Origin of the sequence: Streptomyces sp. NBC_01471, from assembly GCF_041438865.1 — a bacterium.
Classification (GTDB): Bacteria; Actinomycetota; Actinomycetes; order Streptomycetales; family Streptomycetaceae; genus Streptomyces.
Genome location: NZ_CP109450.1, coordinates 6,740,804 through 6,763,427, shown reverse-complemented (window position 1 = coordinate 6,763,427; position 22,624 = coordinate 6,740,804). Strand labels below are relative to the sequence as shown.

Here is a 22,624-nt window from a genome sequence, read left to right as displayed (position 1 = left end):
ACAGCCGCAGCAGCGGTTGGGTGCGGCGATGGGGGCAGCGGTGGCGAACGACGGATTCGATTTCATTCCCGGGGCACAGGTTCCGCTCCAGGGATCAGCGGGCCAGACCGCCGCGACCCACGCCCTCGCGTCGGCCGCCTACCGGGACAGTCCCGTCGAGGACATTCTCAAGGCCAACGGCGAGTGGCACAAAACAGAGGTGAAGAAGGGCAAGTTCTCGCTCTTCGAGCCGAATCTGGGCGAGTCCTTCTCGCGTGCCGTCCAGGTCCGGATGCTCGGGGGCACCCGGAAGGCACTGATCCAGTCCTTCGGGACGGAGCCCCAGACGGTGGTCGAACACTGCCTGGCGGCCACCCGTATCCGCAAGGAGCGCGACACCAGGCTGACCATCGTGATGGGCGTCTTCGGGCTCGTGTTCCTGCCCGGCCTGCTCATCTGGCTCGGCGTCTTCCAGCTGCGGCGCACCCTGTCCGGATCCCGGAACCGCAGCATGGGGGCCCTGGGCACCGCACTGCTGGTGGCCGTCGGCGGACTGGTGGTGCTCTTCCTCGTCAAGCTGCCGTTCGGCGGCATCGGGGCGCTGTATCTGCGGCTCATGCTGGTCGCGCCGGTCATCGGCTGGGTGTGGGCCAAGCGGATCTGCGAGCGGACGGCGGTGGATCTGCGGTCCCGTTGGGACAGCCTGCTGTCCGGCGGCGGCATCGGCCCGAAGATCCCCGAGGCCGTACCGCGCAACCCCACCGAGACCGCGGCCGAGCAGCTGCGCCAGTCCCTGGCCAAGCTGACCGCCGAGCAGCAGTCCAACTCGGTGTTCTACGCCGGCCCCAAGGGGATACTCGGCATGGGCACCCGCTGGGGCAGCTGGCAGCTCGCCGAGGAGCTGGTCCCCCGCGAGGCGGGCACCGAGATCCACGGCTTCCGCAGCTGGGACGTCATCCGGGCCATCCACGACCGGCTGCGGATGCTGGAGCGCGGCCCGCTGCACACCGGCGGCTTCCCCACCCCGTCCGTGAAGCACTGGATCGTGGCGCCCGTCGGTGAGAACGCGGGCGAGGTGAGCCGGCCCGACGGGGAGGACGTGGAGGCCTTCCAGATCAAGGGCCACGAGATACAGCGGATCTGCAACGAGCAGCAGTTCGGCAGCGGTAACCGCCACTATCTGGGCGTCCAGTTCACACTCTGGGACGGGCAGCTGGTGATCACCATGATGATCACCGTGACGGTGCTCCACGAGACGCTGCGGATCGAGGTCACCGGCCATGCGCTCGGTCCGGTGCACTCGCTGTTCACCACCAAGCCCGCGGCCAAGACCAAGCAGGTCAACAAGGCGGTCAAGTTCTGGGAGACGCGGGAGGTGAACCTGCCGCTGGTGGAGACCCCGGAGGTGGTGCGGCTGGCCGCGCGGGCCCCGCTGACCTGGTTCCCGCCCGTCCTCGACTTCTGCGGCGGGAAGATCACGCTGCCCGAGCCGTTCGGGATGCGGCACGCCTGGGCCGACAAGCCCTGGCGGCACCGCTTCATGGCGGACGACGCGATGCGGGCCGCCACTCCGGTGCTGCGCGCCGTGCACACGGCGGCGATGCGGGTGCTCGACGAACACGGTGTGAACACCGATTCCTTCACCAACCGCTCGATGGTCCTCAGCGGAATGGTGCAGGACCCGACACCGCGCAAGGCCGACGTCTACGACGCCTGACGCCCGGCACCCGCGGCCTCGACACCCGCCCCATGAGAGAGGCAGGGCCCCCGGCACCCGCCGGGACCCTGCCTCTCTGCCTCTTTCACGGGGTCGGGCCACGCCCTCGTACGGGCGCCGCCCGCGCTCAGGCCGGCCAGGCCGCGGCCAGCATCGCCCGGGTGTCGGCCAGCAGCTGCGGAAGCACCTTGGTGTGCCCGACGACCGGCATGAAGTTGGTGTCACCACCCCAGCGCGGCACCACGTGCTGGTGCAGATGCGCGGCGATGCCCGCCCCGGCCGACGCCCCCTGGTTCATGCCGATGTTGAAGCCGTGCGCACCGGACGCCGTCCGCAGCGCCGTCATGGCCCGCTTGGTCAGCTCGGCCAGCTCGGCCGTCTCGGCCGCATCCAGCTCCGTGTAGTCGGCGACATGGCGGAACGGCACGACCATGAGGTGCCCGCCGTTGTACGGGTAGAGGTTGAGCACCGCGTACACGTGCTCACCGCGGGCGACGACCAGGCCGTCCTCGTCGGACTTCGACGGGATCGAGCAGAACGGACAGTCGTCCCCCGAGCCCGGCCCGCTCGGCTTGTTCTCCCCCTGGATGTACGCCATCCGGTGGGGAGTCCACAGGCGCTGGAACGCGTCCTGGGTGCCCACTCCGATCTGCTGCTCCGGCTCACTCGTCATGCTGTGCAGCATATGACTTCCCCCGTTCGCGACGTGTCGCCGGGGCGCGGGCGACGGCAGTCCGACGATGCTGGGCCGATGGACGTCCTGATTCCCGGCGAGCGTCTGCGCCGCTGGGAAGAGCGCACAGAGATTCCGCTCTTCGCGGCCGCACTGCTCTTCCTCGCCTGTTACGCGGTCCGGGTACTGGCGCGGGGCGCCGATCCCCTGCTGCGGGACACCGCACTCGCCGTGGCCCTGGCGGTCTGGCTGGTCTTCGTACTGGACTACGCGGTACGGCTCGTCCTGAGCGGCGAGCGGCTGCGCTTCCCGCCCAGACACCGGATGGACACGCTGGCGGTGCTCCTGCCACTGCTGCGGCTGCTGCGGATCGTGCCGCTCTACAACGCGGTGCAGCAGAAGAGGGAGCAGCCTCGGCTGGATCTGCAGGCCCGGGTGATCGCCTACGCGGGGCTCTCGGCCGTACTGCTCGCTTTCGCCGGATCGCTCGCCGTCTACAGCTGTGAGCGCTCCGCGCCGCACGCCACCATCCGTACCTTCGGCGATGCCGCGTGGTGGGCCGCCGCGACCCTCTCGACGGTCGGCTACGGCGACGTGACCCCCGTGACGCCACTGGGACGGCTGATCGCGGTGGCCATGATGGCGTGCGGGATCGCCCTGCTCGGCGCCGTGACGGGTTCCTTCTCGTCGTGGCTGCTGCAGACCTTCCGGCGGGACGACGAGGAGAAGCCCCCGGACAGTTAGGTCTGCCCGGGGGCTTCATCAGGTCGTACCGCGGCGGATCAGACCTGTACGCGGTCTTCGACGGCCTGCGCGATCTTGGCGATGGCGTCGTCCACCGGGATGCCGTTCTCCTGCGATCCGTCGCGGTACCGGAAGGAGACGGCGCCGTTGGCCATGTCCTCGTCGCCCGCGATGATCATGAAGGGCACCTTGGCGCGCTGCTGGTTGCGGATCTTCTTCTGCATCCGGTCCGACGAGGCGTCCACCTCGACCCGGAGCCCCTGCATGCGGGCCGTGGCGGCGAACTCCTGGAGGTACGGGATGTGCGCGTCGCCGATCGGGATGCCGACCGCCTGGACGGGCGCCAGCCACACCGGGAACGCACCCGCGTAGTGCTCCAGGAGCACCGCGAAGAAGCGCTCGATGGAGCCGAACAGGGCGCGGTGGATCATGACCGGGCGCTGCTTGGTGCCGTCGGGCCCGGTGTACTCCAGGTCGAAGCGCTCCGGCAGGTTGAAGTCGAGCTGGACGGTCGACATCTGCCAGGTGCGCCCGATGGCGTCCTTGCACTGGACGGAGATCTTCGGCCCGTAGAACGCGGCGCCGCCGGGGTCCGGGACCAGCGGCAGGCCCTGCTTCTCGGCGACCTGGCGGAGCGTCTCGGTGGCCTCTTCCCAGACCTCGTCCGAGCCGACGAACTTCTCCGGGTCCTTGGTGGACAGCTCCAGGTAGAAGTCGTTCAGGCCGTAGTCGCGCAGCAGGTTCAGGACGAAGGTGAGCGTCCTGTCCAGCTCGTCCGCCATCTGCTCCTTGGTGCAGTAGATGTGCGCGTCGTCCTGGGTGAAGCCGCGCGAGCGGGTCAGGCCGTGCACGACGCCCGACTTCTCGTACCGGTACACCGTGCCGAACTCGAAGAGGCGCAGCGGCAGTTCACGGTACGAGCGGCCGCGTGCGTCGAAGATCAGGTTGTGCATCGGGCAGTTCATCGGCTTGAGGTAGTAGTCCACCCCGTCGTCGAGCTGCATGGGCGGGTACATGCCGTCCGCGTACCAGTCCAGGTGGCCGGACTTCTCGAAGAGCTTGCCCTTGGTGGCGTGCGGCGAGTAGACGAACTCGTAGCCCTCCTCCTCGTGGCGCTTGCGCGAGTAGTCCTCCATGGCGCGGCGGATGATGCCGCCCTTGGGGTGGAAGACCGCCAGGCCGGGGCCGATCTCGTCCGGGAACGAGAAGAGGTCCAGCTCGTTGCCGAGCTTGCGGTGGTCGCGCTTGGCGGCCTCCTCCAGGAACTCCAGGTGCGCCTTCAGCTCGTCCTTGGTGGGCCAGGCGGTGCCGTAGATGCGCTGGAGCATCGGGTTCTTCTCGCTGCCGCGCCAGTAGGCGGCGGCGTTCCGCATCAGCTTGAAGGCGGGGATGAACCGGGTGGTGGGCAGGTGCGGACCGCGGCAGAGGTCCTTCCAGCAGAGGTCGCCGGTCTTCGGGTCGAGGTTGTCGTAGATGGTCAGCTCGCCGCCGCCCACCTCGACGTCCGCCCCGTCGTCCGCCGACGCGGAGCCCTTGATGCCGATGAGCTCCAGCTTGTACGGCTCGGACGCCAGCTCGGCGCGGGCGTCGTCGTCGGTCACCACACGCCGCGAGAAGCGCTGCCCGCGCTTCTGGATCTCCTGCATCTTCTTCTCGATGGCCTTGAGGTCCTCGGGAGTGAACGGCCGCTCGACGTCGAAGTCGTAGTAGAAGCCGTCCTTGACCGGCGGGCCGATGCCGAGCTTCGCGTCGGGGAAGAGCTCCTGCACGGCCTGTGCCATCACATGCGCGGTGGAGTGGCGCAGGATGTTCAGGCCGTCCTCGGACGAGATCACGACGGGCTCGACCTCGTCGCCGTCGGCCAGGGCGTAGGCCAGGTCCTTCAGCTCACCGGCCACCCGGGCCGCGACGACGGTGCGCTCGCCGGGGAAGAGCTCGGCTGCCGTGGTGCCCGTCGTCACCACGCGCTCTTCCCGCTCGGAATCGCGATGGATGACCACACGGACGTCTGACACCGGTCTCTCCTGACTCAGGGGTGCGCCGGCGAAGCCCGGCGCGCCTGAATCGTACCGAGACCGGGGTGTGGTTTGCGAAACGGTCAGGGAGTCCCCGCGGTATGCCCGTCCGGGTGCTGCGGCCGCTCCCCCGCGCAGGCCTCCTCGAAGAAGTCCAGGTTCTCCTGGAGCGCCTTCAGCAGCCGGTCCCGTTCCGCCTCGTCCACCTGGACGGGAACCACCCCTTCGGCGCCGGTCAGCCGGCGGAAGCCGCTGCGGCTCTCCAGCCTGCCCTGCACCCTGACCGGCAGCCCCACCAGATGGGCGTGGCCCGCGATCCGGTACGCCTCCTCGTCGAGCACCATCCGGACGTACGGGACCTCCGCCCCGGCCAGCACCCGCAGCCGCACCGTGCCGGGGCCGCCCGGCGCCGAGCGGCGCATCCGTACCACCGTGCCCGTGACCCGGACCGGCAGTGACGGTTCGGACCGCAGATAGCGTGCGCCGGCCGCCCGCAGCGCGGGCAGGTCGCCCGGTGAGAACCCGACCGGTTCGGGCCTGGCCGCGCACCCCTCGGGCACTCCGGCGGCCGGCGCCCAGGCCAGCGCGACGGACACCCCTTCGGTACCCCGTACGAGCGCGACGACCGCCTCGGTGAGCTCGCGGCTCACGCCGGCGCGGACCGCGGCGTCGAAGGCGTCCGTCCTGCCGGTCGCCCGCTGGTAGTCCACCGCCTCCCTGGCGGCGTGGAGCGCGTGGTGGAGCCGGACCACGGCGGGGCGGCCCGGCTCCACCGGGACGAACGCGGTGAGCCCGCGCCCGTCCGGGGCCGGCCCCGCCAGCACGCCGTCCAGCGCGGCGCCGGCCTGCCTGCGGTGGCGGGCGCCGTGGTAGCCGGCGCTGCGGGCCGCCGCCAGCGCGCCCGCCGTGAGCATCTGGTGTGCGGCCGAGCGCAGTTGCTCCTGGACCGTCCAGGGGGCCACCCCCGCGAGGCCGTCGGCGGTCTCCCGCGACCAGCGGATCTCGTCGCTCGGCACGGCCAGCGCGACCAGTACCTCGCGGGCCGACGCCGCGGCACAGCGGGTGAGTGCGGTGAGCGCCTCGGCCAGCAGGTCCTCACTGTCCGGGAAGGCCCGGCTCTCGGGGACGAGGACGCTCGTACCCCGGCCCGCGGGGCCCGGCGGCGTCCAGCGGGCATAGCGGCCGGCGGCTCCGCCGCGGCGGAGCCAGCCGTGCCGGCCGAGGAGTGCGCCGAGGACCGCGGGGTCGACCCGGGCGGGGTCGGGACCGTCGCCGCCGTCCCGGACCCCGGGGCCGTCGACCGGGTGCGGGCGTACGGGTTCGTCGAGCGGGCGGTGCTGCATCAGGGTCTCCCTCCGGACCCCACACGGGCCATGATCTCGCAGAGTGCTCGGTCGTCGAATATCCGCGAGGTCGGGATCCGCACGGTGGTCCTGTGCCGGCCCGTCACCGGGTGGCCCGCCAGGTTGGTCCAGTAACAGCAGTGCCGCAGATCGAGCCGGTCGTGACCGGCCCGCAGCCAGTCGTCCCGGGTCCGCGGCACCAGCATCACGACGAGGATCTTGTGGACCGAGACCGGCGTACGGGCGAGCTTCACGAGATGGGCGTTGTCGAGCGTGAACGAGAAGGCCGCACCCGGCGGGTCCGGGGCGATCTGGTAGGTGCATTTCAGCTGCACCTTGATCGTCACTTCGTCGTCCACGGTGTGGGCCGGAGCTCCGTGGCTCACATGCCAGTCGATGCCGTTGTCCGGGAAGGGCTGGGACAGCGAACATCCCGAAGCGGCCGCGACCGCGTGCAGATATCCCACCTGAAAGGTCTCCATACAGGCGGTGGTGGCGAGCGAACCGCGCAGCAGCGCGAGCCGCTCGGGCACCAGGGGGCCCCGTTCGGGCTGCGTGAGCGCCATGGCTGTGGTGTGCCTTCCGGAATATGCCGATACCGTGCCGATTCGTTTCCGGTGACGGGCCGTCAATGTCCTCGCCCGTCACCTGTGTTGTCTCCGGTCGGCGTATGTCGCAAACAGCCGGGTATCACCGAATCGGGCGGATGTCGCACGCCATCTGCCAAGTGAGTGCGAGGAGTTGGGACATGCCGTGCTGGTTCGAAGGACCCCTGGCCGCTTTTGACACCGAGACGACCGGCGTGGACGTCGAGGACGACCGCATCGTGTCCGCGGCGCTGGTCGTGCAGGACGCCGCGGGCGGGCGCCCGCGCACCACCCGCTGGCTGGTGAATCCGGGCATCCCGGTTCCCGCGGGCGCCACCGAGATCCACGGCCTGACCGATCTTTATCTGCAGCGCAACGGCCGCTGGCCGTCCCCCGTGGTGGCGGAGGTGGCCAAGGCACTGGCGGAGCAGTGCGCGGCGGGCCGTCCCCTGGTGGTCATGAACGCGCCCTTCGATCTGACCCTGCTCGACCGGGAGTTGAAGCGCCACCGCGCCTCGTCGCTCGGCCGGTACCTCGGGGATTCCCCACTGCGGGTGCTGGACCCGCGCGTCCTGGACAAACACCTGGACCGCTACCGCAAGGGCCACCGCACCCTGACGGACCTCTGCGAGCAGTACGAGGTGCGGCTGGAAGGCGCCCACGACGCGGCCGCGGACGCGCTGGCCTCACTGGAGCTCGTACGGGCGATAGGGCGCCGGTTCGCGGGCCGGCTGGAGCGGCTGACACCCGGTGAGCTGCACACGCTGCAGACGACCTGGCACGCGGCGCAGGCCCGCGGGCTGCAGGCCTGGTTCACCCGGCAGGGCACACCGGAGGCAGTGGATCCGTCGTGGCCGCTGCGGCCCGAACTGTCCGTGGTGGCCTGACCGTACGGCAGGACAAGGCCGGCGCACGGCATGAGAAAGGCCGGTCCGCGGTGACGGACCGGCCTGCACCCGGTGGGCGATACTGGGTTCGAACCAGTGACCTCTTCGGTGTGAACGAAGCGCTCTCCCACTGAGCTAATCGCCCGGGAACGGACTGAACCATACAGGTCCCGCCGGTCCTGGTTCAAACCCTTACGGAGGGCACGGCGGAGGAGGGCCGGCCCACGGCGTCGCCGCGGAACGCCGATGGCCCGGAGGCTGGAAAGCCTCCGGGCCATCGGAACCGGACGGTGGGCGATACTGGGTTCGAACCAGTGACCTCTTCGGTGTGAACGAAGCGCTCTCCCACTGAGCTAATCGCCCGGGCGCAGGGAAAACATTACCGCATGCCCCGGGCCGTTCCGGACCACCCCGGAGCCGCTCGTGGATCTTCAGTCACTCCGGCTCTCCAGTCACTCGTGGATCTTCCACGGCATCACGATCCCGAACTGCCTGACGTAGATCGCGAGCAGTACGGCGGCGATCACGAGCCCGGCGGTCAGCAGGATCAGGTTCCGGCGCCGGACCCGGGGGTCGAGTGCCTTGCGGGCCGCCCCGGCCACCTTCCGCCTGGTCCAGCGCAGCACCAGCTGCGCCCAGACGAACTCGGTCGCCCAGACCGCCATGCCTCCGAAGATCACCAGCCAGCCGGGCCCCGGGAGCGGCAGCATGACCACGCCCGCGGCGACCACGGCGAGCCCCACCAGGAAGATGCCCGCCCGCCAGCCCAGGCGCAGCGCCCTGGACTTCCGGACGAAGGCCGGGGCCCGGGACCCGGGCACCCGCTCCGGGGGCGCACCGGCGCCGCTCACGCCGGTTTCGCCTCCCCCCGAGTCCACCGCAGCGACCCCACCCCGGCCGTCACTCTCCGCATTCATGCTGTCCAACCTACTGGACCGGCCGGAGCTGGAGCCGCCACGCCGGGCGTCACCCGTTTGCCGTAACCGTACAAACTCACACTCGGCCGTACAGGCGACCTTAAGAGCCACAAATCGGTCAGAGGGGTTTACAACGGCACCGTAGGTGGCATGTCGATTTCGCCGACGTGCGAATCCCCGAGCGCACACTGAGCGAAAGGCCCTGGCGCTTATGAACACCACGGTCAGCTGCGAGCTGCACCTGCGCCTCGTTGTGTCGAGCGAGTCATCACTGCCTGTACCCGCGGGCCTGCGGTATGACACGGCCGATCCGTATGCCGTGCATGCCACCTTCCACACCGGAGCCGAGGAGACCGTGGAGTGGGTCTTCGCCCGCGATCTCCTCGCGGAGGGTCTGCACAGGCCCACCGGCACCGGCGACGTCCGAGTCTGGCCGTCGCGCAGTCACGGTCAGGGCGTGGTCTGCATCGCCCTGAGCTCCCCGGAGGGAGAAGCCCTGCTCGAAGCCCCTGCGAGGGCCCTGGAGTCGTTCCTCAAGCGGACCGACGCCGCCGTGCCACCCGGCACGGAACACCGTCACTTCGACCTCGACACCGAGCTCTCGCACATTCTGGCCGAAAGCTGAGCCAGGCCGCGAGAGGCCCGGCGCCGTCCGACTCGGGGCGACGGCACCGCGCAGACAACGACATACGCCAGAAGCCGGGCGCCGTGCCCGCGGAATCCACCGCGGGTACGGCGCCCCGGTGCGCCCGGGCACCGCACTGGCGTCGGCGGGCGCCGGCCGAACTCACCATCACAGCAGGAACAGATCGTGCACGACCGCCATGAGCAGCAGACAGCAGATCACCCCGAGGAAGATCATCAGGGGCGGCTGGGAGAGCGCGAAGAGACAGCCACGCGGCTCAGGGGCAGGGGTGGGGACGGCGGCATCGTCCCGGGAGGTATCCGGCATCTCGGGCCGATGATGGCGCAGCGGAGCTGTTTCCGTCAGCCAACACGCATATGTCGTTGGGTAGTTCGCTGGATCCCGTGACGGCCTGTCCGGCCGTGCGTCCGCCGGCCGGACGTCAGTGCGGCAGAATGCTCGACGCCCGGACGACGAGCTCGGGCTGGAGCATGACACCGCGGTGCAGATGCTCGCCGTCGCCTGCGTACCCGGCCTCCTCCAGGAGGAGTTCGGCCGCCATCCGTCCCATCAGCACCGCGGGCTGGCGTACCGACGTCAGCGGCACGGCCGCCGCCGCCGCGAACTCGATGTCGTCGTAGCCGACGATGGCCATGTCCTGCGGCACCTTGACGCCCGCCGCGTACAGCGACTGGAGCACGCCGAGCGCCAGCAGGTCGTTCACGCAGAAGACGGCCGTCGGCCGCGGGACCAGCCCGACCAGCCGGGCACCGGCGTCCCGGCCCGCCGCCACGTCGAGCCGCCCCGTGGAGATCTCCACCAGGGTCTCCGGCGGGAGCCCTGCCTCCTGAAGCGCGGCCAGCGCGCCCTTCCTGCGGTCCTGGATCTGGCGCAGCTCCGGCGGACCGGTGACGAAGGCGATCGACCGGTGGCCCGCGGCGACGAGGTGGCGAACGGCCAGGGTGCCGCCGTGGACGTCGTCGACCGAGACCGCGCAGGAGGTGGCGCCCGACGCCACCCGGTCGACCAGTACGGAGGGGATGCCGTGCCGGCCGAAGTCCTCCAGGCTCTTCCCGGTGGGGTCGGCGGGGGTGACCAGCACCCCCAGCACGCGCTGCTCGGCGAAGAGCGAGAGGTAGGCGGCCTCCTCCGTCGCGCTCTGGTCGCTGTTGCAGACCATGACGCCGAGCCCGGCCGCCCGCGCGGCCCGTTCGGCCCCGCGGGCGATGTCCACGAAGAAGGGGTTGCCCATGTCGAGCACGAGCAGCGCCACGATCCTGCTGCTGCCCGCCCTCAGCTGCCTTGCCGACTCGCTCCGTACGTAGCCGAGTTCGGCGATGGCCGCCTGCACACGGCCGCGGGTCTCCGGCGAGACGGAGGCCGGCCGGTTGATGACGTTGGACACGGTGCCGACCGAGACGCCCGCACGCCTGGCCACGTCCTTGATGCCTGCCACGTCTGTCCCACCTGCTGTACCTGGCTGTGTCCGGGCCCGCCCGGGTGATGTCCGGCTGCCCGCACGGAGTGCGCTCATCGTACGGTCGCGCCCCGGCTCGGGCGAGACGGGCGGATCCCCGGGCCCGGCGGGCCCCTCCCATCTCTGCTCCGGGCAGTCGGGCCGCCGCCCCGGTGAATTGATTCAAAGCAGCTGGAAGGCGGCCCTCACCCCGAGGTGCGCCAAGGGTTGACGCCGGTGTGGACCGCTACTAGCTTCACCGCTCAATGAATCGATTCATTGAAGGGGTTGGGCATGTCTGAACTCTCGGCCGTGAAGGCCGCGCTGGCGTCGCAGACAATCGAGACCCCGTCCTGGGGCTACGGGAACTCCGGCACCCGGTTCAAGGTGTTCGCGCAGCCCGGAGTGCCCCGTGATCCGTTCGAGAAGCTGGACGACGCCGCGCAGGTTCATGCCTTCACCGGGGTGGCCCCCCGGGTCTCCCTGCACATCCCCTGGGACCGGGTCGACGACTACGCCGCCCTGGCCGCGTACGCGAAGGAGCGCGGGCTGACGCTGGGCGCGGTCAACTCCAACGTCTTCCAGGACGACGACTTCAAGCTGGGCTCGGTGACGCATCCCGACGCGGCGGTGCGGCGCAAGGCGGTGGCACATCTGCTGGAGTGCGTCGACATCATGGACGCGACCGGCTCGTCCGATCTCAAGCTCTGGTTCTCCGACGGCACCAACTACCCGGGCCAGGACGATGTGGTGGCCCGCCAGGACCGGCTCGCCGAAGCACTGGCGACCGTGTACGCGCGGCTGGGGGACGGCCGGCGGATGCTGCTGGAGTACAAGCTCTTCGAGCCCGCCTTCTACGCCACGGACGTGCCCGACTGGGGCACGGCGTACGCCCACTGCCTGAAGCTCGGCCCCAAGGCGAAAGTGGTCGTGGACACCGGGCACCACGCGCCGGGCACCAACATCGAGTTCATCGTCGCCGTGCTGCTGCGGGAAGGGAAGCTGGGGGCCTTCGACTTCAACTCCCGCTTCTACGCCGACGACGATCTGATGGCGGGAGCCGCCGATCCCTTCCAGCTGTTCCGGATCATGCACGAGGTCGTCAGGAACGGCGGCCTGGATCCGGCTGCCCAGGTCAACTTCATGCTCGACCAGTGCCACAACATCGAGGCCAAGGTCCCGGCCGTCATCCGGTCGGTGATGAACGTCCAGGAGGCCACGGCGAAGGCGCTCCGCGTCGACGCCGGGGCACTCGGCGCCGCGCAGCGCTCCGGGGACGTGCTCGCCGCGAACGCCGTGCTGATGGACGCGTACAACACCGACGTCAGGCCGCTGCTCGCCGGGATCCGGGAGGAGAACGGGCTGCGCCCCGATCCGGTGGCCGCCTATCTCGCCTCCGGCAGGCAGGAGCGGATCGCCGCCGAGCGCGTGGGCGGCACCCAGGCCGGATGGGGGGCCTGACCATGGCGCACTCCGTGCCGGACGTTCCGGACGTACCCGAAGTCCCGGAAGCGCCCGGAGTCCCTCATACCGCAAGGGACGTCCCGGAATCCGCGCGGGAAGCGCAGCCCCCCGAGGTCGCCGCGCTGGTGGCGCGCTCCCGCAGGCTCGGTTCCGATCCGCGCAACACCAACTACGCGGGCGGCAACACGTCGGCCAAGGGCTCCGGCGTCGATCCGGTGACCGGCCGGGACACCGAGCTGCTCTGGGTGAAGGGCTCGGGCGGCGATCTGGGCACGCTCACCGCATCGGGGCTGGCCGTCCTGCGGCTGGACCGGCTGCGTGCGCTCGCCGCCGTCTATCCGGGCGTCGAACGCGAGGACGAGATGGTGGCCGCTTTCGACCACTGCCTGCACGGCAGGGGCGGCGCGGCCCCCTCCATCGACACCGCGATGCACGGCCTGGTCGACGCCCCCCATGTCGACCATCTGCACCCCGACTCGGGGATCGCGCTGGCCTGCGCCGCCGACGGGGAGAAACTCACGGCCGACTGCTTCGGGGACCGGGTGGTGTGGGTGCCGTGGCGGCGGCCGGGCTTCCAGCTGGGGCTCGACATCGCGGCGGTGCGGGCCGCCCACCCGCGGGCGGTCGGCTGTGTGCTCGGCGGCCACGGGATCACCGCCTGGGGCGCGACGGCCGAGGAGTGCGAGGAGCGCTCGCTCTTCATCATCCGCACCGCCGAGGAGTATCTGGCCCGGCACGGCAGGCCCGAGCCGTTCGGTCCCGTACAGGAGGGGTACGCGCCGCTCCCGGCGGCCGAGCGGCGGGCGAGGGCCGCCGCGCTGGCCCCGGTCGTCCGCGGTCTCGCGTCCGCCGACCGGCCGCAGGTCGGGCACTTCAGCGACGCGGACACGGTGCTCGACTTCCTGTCCCGCACCGCCCACCCCCGGCTCGCGGCCCTCGGCACCTCCTGCCCCGACCACTTCCTGCGGACCAAGGTGCGCCCGCTGGTCCTGGATCTGCCGCCCGCCGCCCCGGTGGACGAGGTGATCGCCCGGCTGCGCGAGCTGCACGCCGCGTACCGCGAGGAGTACCGGGCGTACTACGAGCGGCACGCGACACCCGGCTCGCCCGCGATGCGCGGCGCCGATCCGGCGATCGTGCTGGTGCCCGGAGTGGGGATGTTCTCCTTCGGCAAGGACAAGCAGACGGCGCGTGTGGCCGGGGAGTTCTACCTCAACGCGGTCCAGGTGATGCGCGGGGCCGAGGCCGTGTCCACGTACGCGCCCATCGACGAGGCGGAGAAGTTCCGTATCGAGTACTGGGAGCTGGAGGAGGCCAAGCTCCGCCGGATGCCGAAGCCGAAGCCTCTCGCCACCCGGGTCGCGCTGGTGACCGGCGCCGGTTCGGGGATCGGCCGGGCCATCGCGCGGCGGCTGGCCGCCGAAGGGGCCTGTGTGGTCGTCGCCGACCGGGACGGCGCGGGCGCCGCACGGGTCGCCGACGAGCTGGGCGGCCCCGACCGCGCCGTCGCGGTGACCGTCGACGTCACGTCGGAGGCACAGATCACCGCGGCCTTCGCCGAGGCGGTACTGGCCTTCGGGGGCGTCGACCTGGTCGTCAACAACGCCGGGATCTCGCTGTCCAGGCCGCTCCTGGAGACCACCGCCGAGGACTGGGACCGCCAGCACTCGATCATGGCGCGCGGCTCGTTCCTGGTGTCCCGCGAGGCCGCCCGGACGATGACCGCACAGGGGCTCGGCGGCGACATCGTCTACGTCGTGTCCAAGAACGCGGTGTTCGCCGGCCCCCGCAACATCGCGTACTCCGCGGCCAAGGCCGACCAGGCGCACCAGGTGCGGCTGCTCGCGGCCGAGCTGGGCGAGCACTCGATCCGGGTCAACGGGGTCAACCCGGACGGTGTGGTACGCGGTTCGGGAATCTTCGCGGGCGGCTGGGGCGCCGAACGGGCGGCGGTGTACGGGGTCGAGGAGGAGAAGCTCGGTGAGTTCTACGCCCAGCGGACCCTGCTCAAGCGGGAAGTGCTGCCGGAGCACGTCGCGAACGCGGTCTACGCGCTGACCGGCGGGGATCTGTCGCACACCACCGGGCTGCTGGTGCCGGTCGACGCGGGCGTCGCCGCCGCGTTCCTGCGGTGACCGTCTTCGCCGCGGCCGACCTGGGGGCGACCAGCGGCCGGGTGATGGCCGGCCGGGTGGAGACCGGGGGCGGCGCCGGCCGGCTGGACCTCACCGAGCTGCACCGGTTCCCCAACGTGCCGGTACGGCTGCCGGGCGGGCTGCACTGGGATCTGCCGTCGCTCCACCGGGGGGTGCTCGACGGGCTGCGGGAGGCGGCCCGCCGGGGCGGCGTCGCCTCGGTGGGCATCGACAGCTGGGCGGTCGACTACGGGCTGCTCGACGCCGACGGGGCGCTGCTCGGGCTCCCCCACCACTACCGCGATCCGCGCACCGCGGACGTGGCCGAACAGGTCAGACGGGACGTGGGCGCCCGGGAGCTGTACCGGGCGTGCGGGCTCCAGCACCTGCCGTTCAACACGCTGTACCAGCTGGCGGCCGAGCGGGGCGGCGCGCGGCTGGCGGCGGCGCGCCGGCTGCTGCTGATTCCCGATCTGCTGACGTACTGGCTGACCGGATCGGTCGGCGCCGAGCTCACCAACGCCTCGACCACCGGGCTGCTGGAGGCCGGGACCGGCGTCTGGTCGCGGGAGCTCACATCCCGGCTCTCCATCGACCCGGCGCTGCTGCCCCCGCTGCGCGCCCCCGGGGACCCGGCCGGAGTACTGCTCCCGCAGGTGGCCGACTCGACCGGGCTGCGGGCGGACACCGCTGTCACCACCGTGGCCTCGCACGACACGGCTTCCGCGGTCGCCGCCGTGCCGGCGGACGGGCCCGGGTTCGCCTATGTCTCGGCGGGCACCTGGTCACTGGCCGGGCTTGAGCTGGCCGCCCCGGTCCTCACCGAGCGGGCGCGGGCGGCCAATTTCACCAATGAGCGCGGGGTGGACGGCACCTTCCGTTTCCTGCGCAACATCATGGGGCTGTGGCTCCTCGAGGAGTCCCTGCGCACCTGGGAGCGGGCGGGGCAGCCGGCCGGGCTGGGCCGACTGCTGGACGAGGCGGCCGGTGCGCGGCCCTTCGTTTCGCTGATCGACCCGGACGACCCGGTCTTCGTCTCCCCCGGTGACATGCCGTCCAGGATCGCCGCGTTCTGCGCACGGACGGGTCAGCCGCGTCCGGCGGGCCGGGGCGCGGTGGTGCGCTGCATCCTGGAGAGCCTGGCACTGGCCCACCGCAGGGTGCTGCGGCGGGCCAGTGCCCTGGCCGACCGGGAGATCACCCGGATCCATCTGGTGGGCGGCGGGTCGCGCAACGCCCTGCTGTGCCAGTTCACGGCCGATGCCACGGGTCTTCCGGTGATCGCCGGGCCCGCGGAGGCGGCGGCCCTCGGCAATGTGCTGGTGCAGGCGAGAGCACACGGACTGGTCGGAGGGCTGTCGGAGATGCGGGCGCTGATCGCCGCTACGCAGCCGTCGCGCAGATACGAACCGGGCCCGGACGGCAGTGCGTGGGCGGCGGCGGAGGCGCGGCTCACCGGGGCTCCGGCGGGTCCCGGGGATCCGGCCGGTCCTGGCGGGGCGCGGTGGACCTGAGCTGCGCCGTGGGCCGGACGGCCCCGGCCGGCTGCCGGGCCGCCGGGGTCAGATGCCGTGCTTCTTGAGGATCTCCTCGATGTCGGAGAAGTCCTCGGTGGGTGCACCGGTCCTGGAGGCGGCTGTCTTGGGTGCGGCTGTCCCGGCCTGTGGTGCGGGCCGCGCGGCGGTCTGCGGCTGCGCTCCGGTACGGCCCGGCAGCGACGGGGCGGGGGCCGCGGGGGCCACCGCGCCGGGCTCGGCCGCCCGGGCAGCCGCCTTCCGCTGCTTGCGGGTGCCGCCGGAGCGGCGCTCGACAGCCCTGGTGGTGACGAACAGCAGCCAGGCGACGGCAAGCATCCCGAAGCCGAGCCAGACCGACGGCTTGAACACGATGTCGGCCACCCAGCCGACGACGCCCGTCAGCACCAGCCCCACCGGAACCAGCGAGTACGCGAAAATGCGGGTCGCCGACAGGAATCGCTTGCGGTACGCCGTGATCGCGGCGATGCCCAGCCCTGCCGCGGACACCGCGGAACAGACGGTCTCGGCAATCATCCGGTCTCCTCCAGCCATGGGTTCGCTTCCCTCCATCCTGCACCGGAGTGGGGTGCGGAGGCCACGCCCCGGTCCGACCTCAGGGACATATCCGGGGCCGATCCTCCTCAGGTCCCGGTTGGGCCGCACCGCGTACGGCTGGAAGACTGGCGCCATGAGTGACTCCCCCGCCTCCCCCCGCGTCGTCCTGGACGTCTGGTGCGAGCTCCAGTGCCCCGACTGCCACAGCGCCCTGGACGACGTCCGCGCGCTGCGCGCCCGCTACGGCGACCGTCTCGACCTGCGGCTGCGCCACTTCCCCCTGGAGAAGCACAAGCACGCCTACGCGGCGGCCCAGGCGGCTGAGGAGGCCTTCGAGCAGGGGCAGGGCTGGCCGTACACGGAGGCCGTGCTCGCCCGCACCGGGGAGCTGGCCTCCCGGGGCGAGCCGGTGCTGCTGGAGGCCGCCGGGGAACTCGGCCTGGACACGGACGAGTTCGACACCGTACTGATCGACGGCCGCCACATGCTGACCGTCGACGCGGACCAGGCCGAGGGCAAGGCCATCGGCGTGACCGGCACCCCCACCTATGTCATCGGCGGCGAACTGCTGGACGGCGGCAGGAGCCAGGACGGTCTGCGCGAGCGGATCGAGGAGATCGCCGACCGGCTGCTCGCCGCCGAAGGCTGAGGCCCCCGGCCGGGCGCCCCCTGAGAGCCTCAGAGCAGCCGCTTCCCGCAGAAGCGATCGACCTCCCGGTAGCCGAGTGACGCGTAGAGCCGGACCGCCGGGGTGTTGGCCGCGACCACGTTCAGCTTGATCAGCCGCGCCCCGGCCGCCAGCGCCTCGCGCTCGGCGAGCAGCATCAGCGAACGGCCGTGGCCGCGGCCCCGGTGTTCCTCCACGACCTCGACGTCGTAGACGTAGGCGCCGCGGCGGCCGGGGTCCAGTTCGGTCTCGGAGACCCAGACGTACCCGACCACCTGCCCGTCCTCGACCAGGACGTCGATGGCGGCGCCGGGGGTCGCCAGGCCGTCGGGAAGGCTGTCGCGATGGTCGGCCTCGGACTTGGCGCGCGCCCGGGCCTCCGGCATGCCCCGGTCGATCCAGGTCTGCGCGTAACCCGCGACGGACTCGGCCTCCCAGGCCGGGAACTCTTCCTCGCGCATCCGGCGGCCCTCCACCCCGGAGGGCAGTTCCGGCGGCTGCCCGGGCAACTCCTTCAACAGGTGGCTGTTGTGCGGGGTGTAGCCGAGCGTGGCGCCCATCCGCAGCGCGGCCGTGGCATCGGCCGGTATGCCGACCTGGGCCCGGTCGCAGCCCCAGCCGCGCAGCACCTCCTCGGCGGCGAGCGCGGCCACGGTGCCCCGGCCGCGTCCCCGGTCGGGCTCGTCGATCCGCAGTCCCGCGATCACGCCGCAGGTGGGCCCGAACGCGGTGTCGGTACGGAGATCGACCGCGCCCACCGGGCGGCCGTTCACACAGACCTCGTAAGAGCGTGCCTTGGCGCCGTCGGCGCCCTGCTGAAGCGGCCCGGTCGGCCGCAGGGTGGTGGTCATCAGGGGAGTTGTACCCCTCCTGCGGCCCCGCGTCATCCGCGTTGCCGGGATGTGCGGCCGGGTCTGCGGCTCAGGGGTCCAGCCGCTCCGCCGCGCGCTCGTCCCAGATCCGCATGGCCTTGGCGGTCACCGGGCCCGGCGCGTCGGCCAGTTGGCGTCCGTCGACCCGGTGGACGGCCTGTACGTCACGGAGCGTCGACGTCAGGAAGATCTCCTCGGCCCGCTCCAGGACGTCGAGCGGCAGCTCGGTCTCCCGGGCGCCGGTCCACTCGACGGCCAGTGCCCGGGTGATGCCGGCCAGGCAGCCGGAGGAGAGCGGCGGGGTGTGCAGTTCACCGTCCACCACGACGAAGACGTTGGAGCCGGTGCCCTCGCAGAGGGCGCCCGTGGTATTGGCGAACAGTGCCTCGGTGGCGCCCTGTTCACGGGCCCGTGCGAGTGCCACGACGTTCTCCGCGTACGAGGTCGTCTTCAGCCCGGCCAGCGCGCTGCGTTCGTTGCGCGTCCACGGGACGGTGACCGCTGCGGTGGTGTCGGGGCGGCGCTTCGACTCGCCGAGTGCGACGACCAGGGTGGGGCCCGCGTCGCCGCGGTCGGAGCCGAGCGGAGAGAGCCCGCCGGTGTAGGTGATCCGCAGCCGGCCCAGCGGCGTCGGGTTGGCGTCGAGCACGGCCGCACAGGCGCGGCGCACCTCGTCGAGATCGGGATCGGGCAGGCCGAGTCCGCGGGCCGAGCGGGTCAGCCGGTCCAAGTGCCGGGTGAGCGCGAAGGCACGGCCCCCGGTCGCCTTGACCGTCTCGAAGACACCGTCGCCCACGGTCAGCCCGTGGTCGAGGACCGAGACCAGCGCGGAATCCGCTTCCCGCAGCCCGCCGTTGACCCAGATCTTCATGGAGTGGTCCTTCCTATTGTCTCGTTTGTCCCGGACGCTATCGCGAGCAGCCGGCCGGCCTTCAGTTCCGTCTCGTCCCACTCGCGCTCCGGGTCCGAGCCCCAGGTGATCCCGGCGCCGGTGCCGAAGCGCAGCACCGCGCCGGGGGCACCGGTGCGGTCGATCCAGAACGTCCGGATCCCGACGGCCAGCTCGGCCGTCCCGCGGTCGGCGTCGACCCAGCCGATGCCCCCGCAGTACGGGCCGCGCGGCGCGGTCTCCAGTGCGTCGATGATGCGCAGCGCGCTCGACTTGGGCGCCCCGGTCACCGAGCCCGGCGGGAAGGTGCCGTCGAGGAGGCGGCTCCAGCCGGTCTCCCCGGCCAGTTCCCCGCGCACCGTGGAGACGAGATGAACGAGGCCGGGATGCTGCTCGACCGCGCAGAGCCGCGGCACGCCGACCGAGCCGGTGGCGCAGACCCGGCCGAGATCGTTGCGGACGAGGTCCACGATCATCACGTTCTCCGCGTGGTCCTTCTCCAGGAGGTCGGCGGCGGTCCGTCCCGTCCCCTTGATCGGGCCGGACTCGACGGTCCGTCCCGAGCGGCGCAGATAGAGCTCGGGGGACGCGGTGGCGATCTCCACCCCGTGCGCGGGCAGCCGGATCGTCCCGGCGTACGGCGCCGGGTTGCCCCGGGCCAGCAGGGCGGTCAGGGCATCGATGTCGGCGCCGGCGGGATCGGGCAGCGGCGCGGTGAGCACCCGGCAGAGATTGGCCTGGTACACCTCGCCCGCCGCGATCTCCGCACGGATGTGACGGACCCCCGCCGTGTACGCGTCGTGGTCGAGCGAGGACGTCCAGTCACCGGCCGCGGGCCCCTGCCACCGGCCCGGGACGGCCGCGGGCCCCGGCTCCGTACGTACGTCTCCGAAGCGGGCGCAGACGAGGCCGCCCTCGAAGTTCGCGGCGACCGCCCAGAAGCCGGTGGAGTCCAGGGCGGCCGGGTCGCTGGTGACATCGCGCAGGTCACAGGCGACGCGACCGCCGAAACGGGCAAGAGCGGGGAGGTGGTGCACACCGGCGAGTCTAGGACGGGCCACCGGAAAGCCGCTCCGGCGCTAACGCACCGCAGCACGCTGCGGAAACGCGTTTTTGTGCTGGACCGGGAATCCGCTAGAGTTCAACATGTCGCCGGGGCGCGCAAGCGCCACGGGAATGACAAGCGGACGTAGCTCAGTTGGTAGAGCGCAACCTTGCCAAGGTTGAGGTCGCCAGTTCGAACCTGGTCGTCCGCTCGCAGGACCGGGGGATCTTCCCGAACCCCCGTACTCCTGGTGGAGTGGCCGAGAGGCGAGGCAACGGCCTGCAAAGCCGTCTACACGGGTTCAAATCCCGTCTCCACCTCCAAGGACGATTAGCTCAGCGGGAGAGCGCTTCCCTGACACGGAAGAGGTCACTGGTTCAATCCCAGTATCGTCCACTGGATCCTTGCTTCGGCCGGGTTTCCGTCCCGCGCGATTAGCTCAGCGGGAGAGCGCTTCCCTGACACGGAAGAGGTCACTGGTTCAATCCCAGTATCGCGCACGCAGTAACGTCCTACCGCACCCGGGATCATCCGTGGTGCGAGCAGCATCAGCAGGCCCCGCGCGATTAGCTCAGCGGGAGAGCGCTTCCCTGACACGGAAGAGGTCACTGGTTCAATCCCAGTATCGCGCACCGGAACAGGAACCCCCGGCCGTCTCCACGGCCGGGGGTTCCTCTGTTGTGCCCGGCTCCTGTCCCCCGTGGTCAGGAGGAGAAGAGCATGTGGCCGAAGCCCCTGTTGTGGTGGCCGTGGTGGCCGCCCTGATGACCGCCGTAGTGACCGCCGCCGTGCTGCTGCGGGGCGCCCCAGACCGGCGCCTGCGGCGGGGCCGGATAGGCCTGCTGCGGCGGCGGCTGCTGGCCCCACTGGGATTCAAGACGGGTCAGCGATTCCAGCTCCCCGTAGTCGAGGAATATCCCCCGGCAGCCGCTGCACTGCTCGATCTGGACGCCATTGCGGTTGTACGTGTGCATCGGGGCATGGCACTTGGGACACTGCATCGGTTCAACTCCTCGCCGTTCGGATCAGGACGGCTCACCCTACGATGCCGCTCCGTGTGCCAACTCCGCCGGGACACCCGCGATTCGGGCACACGAATCGAGCATCATCCGCTCGGCCCCGTCGAGCGGTCTGTTCGCGACGGCCGACTTGGCCAGCGCGAGTGCGGCGGCCTGAACGGTCAGCGCCCTTGCGGGGACGTCCAGTTCGGGCCAGGGGTCGCCCGCCCGGCACACGGCCGGGCCGCCCGCCGTCCGGTACGCGGCGAGGAAGCGGGCCCAGACGTCGGGCGCCAGCAGCCCGGCCGCGTACCAGGCCGCGGGGCGGGCCAGGTCCCATGCGGGGTCTCCCCGGCCGAGGTCGTCCACGTCGATCAACTGCCAGGGCCCGCCGTCCGCGGGGTGCCGGACGAGCTGCCCGAGGTGCAGATCACCGTGGCAGAGGAAGGAGCCCCGTGGTGCGGGCGCCTCGTCGCGGGCCCAGCCGGGCAGGCTGTGCCAGGCGCCGAGTACGGGCTCCGCCACCGGCCCGGGGCCGGCCCGCCGCATCCGGGCGAGGGCGCGGGCCGCCTTGGCCGGGCCCCGCATCGGGGGCAGCGGACCGGGCAGAGCGGCGGGCGGGACCGAGTGCAGCCGGGCGAGCAGGGTGGCCGCCTCCTCCCAGGGCGCCGCGTCGGGGGCCTCCGGGTCGACGGGGGCACCGCGGGGCCACACGGTGACAGTTCCGGCCGCCCCGCCGGCCGGTCCGGTGAGCGGTGGCAGCAGGATGCCGGCCAGGAGGGGGTGCGCGGCGACCGCCACCCGCACCGCGAGGGCTGCCGGGTCCGTGTCGGCGGCGTGCGCCTTGGCCACGACGGTGCCGTGCCGGACGACGGCGCCGTCCGGGCGGTCGGTGAGGACGGTGGCGTCACGCCCGCAGTCGGGGCACGGTGCGTGCGGTGGGTGGGCGGCGCGTGCGGCTGCGGCTCCGAGCACACGTATCCGGGCGGATGCGCTCACGGTCTCCCCGTCGGTGGATCGGTCTGGACCGGAGCCTACGCGGTGCTCCCGGCCGGCCCCGGGTCCCGGACAGCGCGATGTCCGGCCAGCTCCCCAGCTGACCGGACAAACGCTGCCGTCCGCCGCACCCCCGTCCCCACGGGGTTGTTGGCCGGATGTCCCTGGCCCGGACCGCTCTCCCGGACCTGGGGCGCCGCTCAGCGCCCCAGCATCACGCCCACGGACGACGCCTGTGTGACCACTGCCTGCCAGCCTCCGAAGACGAACATCAGCAGTGCGGCGAGGGGAAGGACCATGGCGGTCGCCACCAGCGGGTGGCGGGTCCCGGAGCCGCGGACGCCGAGCGCTGTGTACGCCCTGCGCCCCTGCGTGCGGAGCATCGTCCGCGCTGCGGTCTCGGCCATGGCCCCCGCCCCTCTCCTGTCGGTTCGGCAAGCGGCGAGTACCGACCTCGGGGGACGAGTGCTGCACCCGCCGCTTTGACCTCAAATCTAGGGGCGGGACGGGGCCCGGTCGTCATGCCCGCGTACCGAATACCGG

General features: G+C 71.8%; 22 protein-coding genes and 7 tRNA genes. 13 read left to right on the top strand and 16 right to left on the bottom strand.

Going from position 1 to position 22,624, the window contains the following annotated elements; translation table 11 throughout:
• Nucleotides 1-40: 40 nt before the first annotated feature.
• Entirely contained in the window at nt 41-1,696 is a 1,656-nt protein-coding gene (locus OG285_RS30360; RefSeq protein ID WP_356829378.1) for a hypothetical protein, read from the top strand.
• 127 nt (nt 1,697-1,823) lie between these two features.
• Here OG285_RS30360 and OG285_RS30355 read toward each other — a convergent pair whose 3' ends face one another.
• Nucleotides 1,824-2,381, bottom strand: a complete 558-nt coding sequence (locus OG285_RS30355) for an HIT domain-containing protein (protein WP_356829380.1) — start codon at nt 2,379-2,381, stop codon at nt 1,824-1,826.
• Nucleotides 2,382-2,447: 66 nt separating this feature from the next.
• On the opposite strand from OG285_RS30355, the gene OG285_RS30350 reads away from it, so the two are divergent.
• The gene (locus OG285_RS30350) at nt 2,448-3,113 is read left to right on the top strand and encodes a potassium channel family protein (RefSeq protein WP_356829382.1); all 666 of its coding nucleotides are present in this window, start codon (nt 2,448-2,450) and stop codon (nt 3,111-3,113) included.
• A 38-nt stretch (nt 3,114-3,151) separates the two neighbouring features.
• Here the strand turns inward: OG285_RS30350 and thrS are convergent, their stop codons facing one another.
• From thrS to OG285_RS30335, 3 genes are all read right to left on the bottom strand, one after another.
• Nucleotides 3,152-5,128: a threonine--tRNA ligase gene (gene thrS, locus OG285_RS30345; RefSeq protein ID WP_371792762.1), complete on the bottom strand. Its 1,977-nt coding sequence runs from the start codon at nt 5,126-5,128 to the stop codon at nt 3,152-3,154.
• A gap of 83 nt (nt 5,129-5,211) precedes the next feature.
• Nucleotides 5,212-6,471 carry a hypothetical protein gene (locus tag OG285_RS30340; RefSeq protein ID WP_356829386.1) on the bottom strand — a complete coding sequence of 420 codons (1,260 nt, stop codon included), beginning with the start codon at nt 6,469-6,471 and terminating at the stop codon, nt 5,212-5,214.
• Nucleotides 6,471-7,037, bottom strand: coding sequence for a DUF4365 domain-containing protein (locus OG285_RS30335; RefSeq protein WP_356829388.1), 567 nt, complete (start codon nt 7,035-7,037; stop codon nt 6,471-6,473). The genes OG285_RS30340 and OG285_RS30335 overlap by 1 nt, the downstream gene beginning before the upstream one ends.
• A gap of 182 nt (nt 7,038-7,219) precedes the next feature.
• Between OG285_RS30335 and OG285_RS30330 the strand changes: the two genes are divergently transcribed.
• Nucleotides 7,220-7,945, top strand: a complete 726-nt coding sequence (locus tag OG285_RS30330; protein ID WP_371792761.1) for a 3'-5' exonuclease — start codon at nt 7,220-7,222, stop codon at nt 7,943-7,945.
• Nucleotides 7,946-8,018: 73 nt separating this feature from the next.
• Here OG285_RS30330 and OG285_RS30325 read toward each other — a convergent pair.
• The 3 genes from OG285_RS30325 to OG285_RS30315 form a co-directional block, all read right to left on the bottom strand.
• Nucleotides 8,019-8,090: transfer RNA gene (locus tag OG285_RS30325), tRNA-Val, on the bottom strand.
• A gap of 146 nt (nt 8,091-8,236) precedes the next feature.
• A tRNA-Val gene (locus OG285_RS30320) sits at nt 8,237-8,308 on the bottom strand.
• A gap of 89 nt (nt 8,309-8,397) precedes the next feature.
• On the bottom strand, nt 8,398-8,862 hold the full coding sequence (locus OG285_RS30315; protein ID WP_371792760.1) for a TIGR02611 family protein: 465 nt from the start codon (nt 8,860-8,862) through the stop codon (nt 8,398-8,400).
• Between the two features lie 211 nt (nt 8,863-9,073).
• Here OG285_RS30315 and OG285_RS30310 point away from each other — a divergent pair, with 211 nt between their 5' ends.
• Entirely contained in the window at nt 9,074-9,487 is a 414-nt protein-coding gene (locus OG285_RS30310) for an SsgA family sporulation/cell division regulator (RefSeq protein WP_003959770.1), read from the top strand.
• Between the two features lie 168 nt (nt 9,488-9,655).
• Here the strand turns inward: OG285_RS30310 and OG285_RS30305 are convergent, their stop codons facing one another.
• Both OG285_RS30305 and OG285_RS30300 read right to left on the bottom strand, forming a co-directional pair.
• Nucleotides 9,656-9,814, bottom strand: coding sequence for a hypothetical protein (locus OG285_RS30305; RefSeq protein ID WP_356829394.1), 159 nt, complete (start codon nt 9,812-9,814; stop codon nt 9,656-9,658).
• Between the two features lie 115 nt (nt 9,815-9,929).
• The gene (locus OG285_RS30300) at nt 9,930-10,943 is read right to left on the bottom strand and encodes a LacI family DNA-binding transcriptional regulator (RefSeq protein ID WP_371792759.1); all 1,014 of its coding nucleotides are present in this window, start codon (nt 10,941-10,943) and stop codon (nt 9,930-9,932) included.
• Nucleotides 10,944-11,237: 294 nt separating this feature from the next.
• Between OG285_RS30300 and rhaI the strand changes: the two genes are divergently transcribed.
• From rhaI to OG285_RS30285, 3 genes are read left to right on the top strand one after another with little or no spacing between them, the layout of a single operon-like run.
• Complete coding sequence (gene rhaI, locus OG285_RS30295; protein WP_371792758.1) at nt 11,238-12,404, top strand: L-rhamnose isomerase; 1,167 nt, start codon at nt 11,238-11,240, stop codon at nt 12,402-12,404.
• Entirely contained in the window at nt 12,392-14,542 is a 2,151-nt protein-coding gene (locus tag OG285_RS30290) for a bifunctional aldolase/short-chain dehydrogenase (protein WP_371792757.1), read from the top strand. Before rhaI ends, OG285_RS30290 begins: the two co-directional genes overlap by 13 nt.
• 44 nt (nt 14,543-14,586) lie before the next feature.
• Nucleotides 14,587-16,056 (top strand): rhamnulokinase family protein, encoded by a 1,470-nt coding sequence (locus tag OG285_RS30285; RefSeq protein ID WP_371793653.1) that lies wholly within the window; start codon nt 14,587-14,589, stop codon nt 16,054-16,056.
• Between the two features lie 48 nt (nt 16,057-16,104).
• On the opposite strand, the gene OG285_RS30280 is transcribed toward OG285_RS30285, so the two are convergent.
• Nucleotides 16,105-16,593, bottom strand: coding sequence for a hypothetical protein (locus OG285_RS30280; RefSeq protein ID WP_371792756.1), 489 nt, complete (start codon nt 16,591-16,593; stop codon nt 16,105-16,107).
• A 154-nt stretch (nt 16,594-16,747) separates the two neighbouring features.
• On the opposite strand from OG285_RS30280, the gene OG285_RS30275 reads away from it, so the two are divergent.
• The gene (locus OG285_RS30275; protein WP_371792755.1) at nt 16,748-17,263 is read left to right on the top strand and encodes a DsbA family protein; all 516 of its coding nucleotides are present in this window, start codon (nt 16,748-16,750) and stop codon (nt 17,261-17,263) included.
• Nucleotides 17,264-17,292: 29 nt separating this feature from the next.
• On the opposite strand, the gene OG285_RS30270 is transcribed toward OG285_RS30275, so the two are convergent.
• From OG285_RS30270 to OG285_RS30260, 3 genes are all read right to left on the bottom strand, one after another.
• Nucleotides 17,293-18,132: a GNAT family N-acetyltransferase gene (locus tag OG285_RS30270; protein WP_371792754.1), complete on the bottom strand. Its 840-nt coding sequence runs from the start codon at nt 18,130-18,132 to the stop codon at nt 17,293-17,295.
• A 70-nt stretch (nt 18,133-18,202) separates the two neighbouring features.
• On the bottom strand, nt 18,203-19,024 hold the full coding sequence (locus tag OG285_RS30265) for an aminotransferase class IV (protein WP_371792753.1): 822 nt from the start codon (nt 19,022-19,024) through the stop codon (nt 18,203-18,205).
• A complete protein-coding gene (locus OG285_RS30260; protein ID WP_371792752.1) occupies nt 19,021-20,079 on the bottom strand; it encodes a chorismate-binding protein in 1,059 nt (352 codons plus the stop codon). Before OG285_RS30260 ends, OG285_RS30265 begins: the two co-directional genes overlap by 4 nt.
• 146 nt (nt 20,080-20,225) lie before the next feature.
• On the opposite strand from OG285_RS30260, the gene OG285_RS30255 reads away from it, so the two are divergent.
• The 5 genes from OG285_RS30255 to OG285_RS30235 all read left to right on the top strand — a co-directional run bounded on the left by OG285_RS30255 (nt 20,226) and on the right by OG285_RS30235 (nt 20,719).
• A tRNA-Gly gene (locus tag OG285_RS30255) sits at nt 20,226-20,298 on the top strand.
• Between the two features lie 38 nt (nt 20,299-20,336).
• A tRNA-Cys gene (locus tag OG285_RS30250) sits at nt 20,337-20,410 on the top strand.
• A gap of 1 nt (nt 20,411) precedes the next feature.
• Nucleotides 20,412-20,483, top strand: a tRNA-Val gene (locus OG285_RS30245).
• A gap of 32 nt (nt 20,484-20,515) precedes the next feature.
• Nucleotides 20,516-20,587, top strand: a tRNA-Val gene (locus OG285_RS30240).
• A gap of 60 nt (nt 20,588-20,647) precedes the next feature.
• Nucleotides 20,648-20,719, top strand: a tRNA-Val gene (locus OG285_RS30235).
• 72 nt (nt 20,720-20,791) lie between these two features.
• On the opposite strand, the gene OG285_RS30230 is transcribed toward OG285_RS30235, so the two are convergent.
• The 3 genes from OG285_RS30230 to OG285_RS30220 all read right to left on the bottom strand — a co-directional run bounded on the left by OG285_RS30230 (nt 20,792) and on the right by OG285_RS30220 (nt 22,488).
• The gene (locus tag OG285_RS30230) at nt 20,792-21,088 is read right to left on the bottom strand and encodes a zf-TFIIB domain-containing protein (protein ID WP_371792751.1); all 297 of its coding nucleotides are present in this window, start codon (nt 21,086-21,088) and stop codon (nt 20,792-20,794) included.
• Nucleotides 21,089-21,127: 39 nt separating this feature from the next.
• Entirely contained in the window at nt 21,128-22,084 is a 957-nt protein-coding gene (locus OG285_RS30225) for a phosphotransferase family protein (RefSeq protein ID WP_371792750.1), read from the bottom strand.
• Between the two features lie 197 nt (nt 22,085-22,281).
• Nucleotides 22,282-22,488, bottom strand: coding sequence for a hypothetical protein (locus OG285_RS30220; RefSeq protein WP_371792749.1), 207 nt, complete (start codon nt 22,486-22,488; stop codon nt 22,282-22,284).
• Nucleotides 22,489-22,624: the final 136 nt, after the last annotated feature.

What these genes read in the sequence shown, in the direction of transcription:
- OG285_RS30310 (WP_003959770.1), top strand. Translation starts at nt 9,074, where the DNA reads ATGAACACCACGGTCAGCTGCGAGCTGCACCTGCGCCTCGTTGTGTCG.
- OG285_RS30280 (WP_371792756.1), bottom strand. Translation starts at nt 16,593, where the DNA reads ATGATTGCCGAGACCGTCTGTTCCGCGGTGTCCGCGGCAGGGCTGGGC.
- OG285_RS30285 (WP_371793653.1), top strand. Translation starts at nt 14,587, where the DNA reads ATGGCCGGCCGGGTGGAGACCGGGGGCGGCGCCGGCCGGCTGGACCTC.
- OG285_RS30355 (WP_356829380.1), bottom strand. Translation starts at nt 2,381, where the DNA reads ATGCTGCACAGCATGACGAGTGAGCCGGAGCAGCAGATCGGAGTGGGC.
- OG285_RS30265 (WP_371792753.1), bottom strand. Translation starts at nt 19,024, where the DNA reads ATGAAGATCTGGGTCAACGGCGGGCTGCGGGAAGCGGATTCCGCGCTG.
- OG285_RS30220 (WP_371792749.1), bottom strand. Translation starts at nt 22,488, where the DNA reads ATGGCCGAGACCGCAGCGCGGACGATGCTCCGCACGCAGGGGCGCAGG.
- OG285_RS30305 (WP_356829394.1), bottom strand. Translation starts at nt 9,814, where the DNA reads ATGCCGGATACCTCCCGGGACGATGCCGCCGTCCCCACCCCTGCCCCT.
- OG285_RS30290 (WP_371792757.1), top strand. Translation starts at nt 12,392, where the DNA reads ATGGGGGGCCTGACCATGGCGCACTCCGTGCCGGACGTTCCGGACGTA.
- OG285_RS30340 (WP_356829386.1), bottom strand. Translation starts at nt 6,471, where the DNA reads ATGCAGCACCGCCCGCTCGACGAACCCGTACGCCCGCACCCGGTCGAC.
- OG285_RS30275 (WP_371792755.1), top strand. Translation starts at nt 16,748, where the DNA reads ATGAGTGACTCCCCCGCCTCCCCCCGCGTCGTCCTGGACGTCTGGTGC.
- OG285_RS30335 (WP_356829388.1), bottom strand. Translation starts at nt 7,037, where the DNA reads ATGGCGCTCACGCAGCCCGAACGGGGCCCCCTGGTGCCCGAGCGGCTC.
- OG285_RS30230 (WP_371792751.1), bottom strand. Translation starts at nt 21,088, where the DNA reads ATGCAGTGTCCCAAGTGCCATGCCCCGATGCACACGTACAACCGCAAT.
- OG285_RS30315 (WP_371792760.1), bottom strand. Translation starts at nt 8,862, where the DNA reads ATGAATGCGGAGAGTGACGGCCGGGGTGGGGTCGCTGCGGTGGACTCG.
- OG285_RS30330 (WP_371792761.1), top strand. Translation starts at nt 7,220, where the DNA reads ATGCCGTGCTGGTTCGAAGGACCCCTGGCCGCTTTTGACACCGAGACG.
- OG285_RS30270 (WP_371792754.1), bottom strand. Translation starts at nt 18,132, where the DNA reads ATGACCACCACCCTGCGGCCGACCGGGCCGCTTCAGCAGGGCGCCGAC.
- rhaI (WP_371792758.1), top strand. Translation starts at nt 11,238, where the DNA reads ATGTCTGAACTCTCGGCCGTGAAGGCCGCGCTGGCGTCGCAGACAATC.
- OG285_RS30350 (WP_356829382.1), top strand. Translation starts at nt 2,448, where the DNA reads ATGGACGTCCTGATTCCCGGCGAGCGTCTGCGCCGCTGGGAAGAGCGC.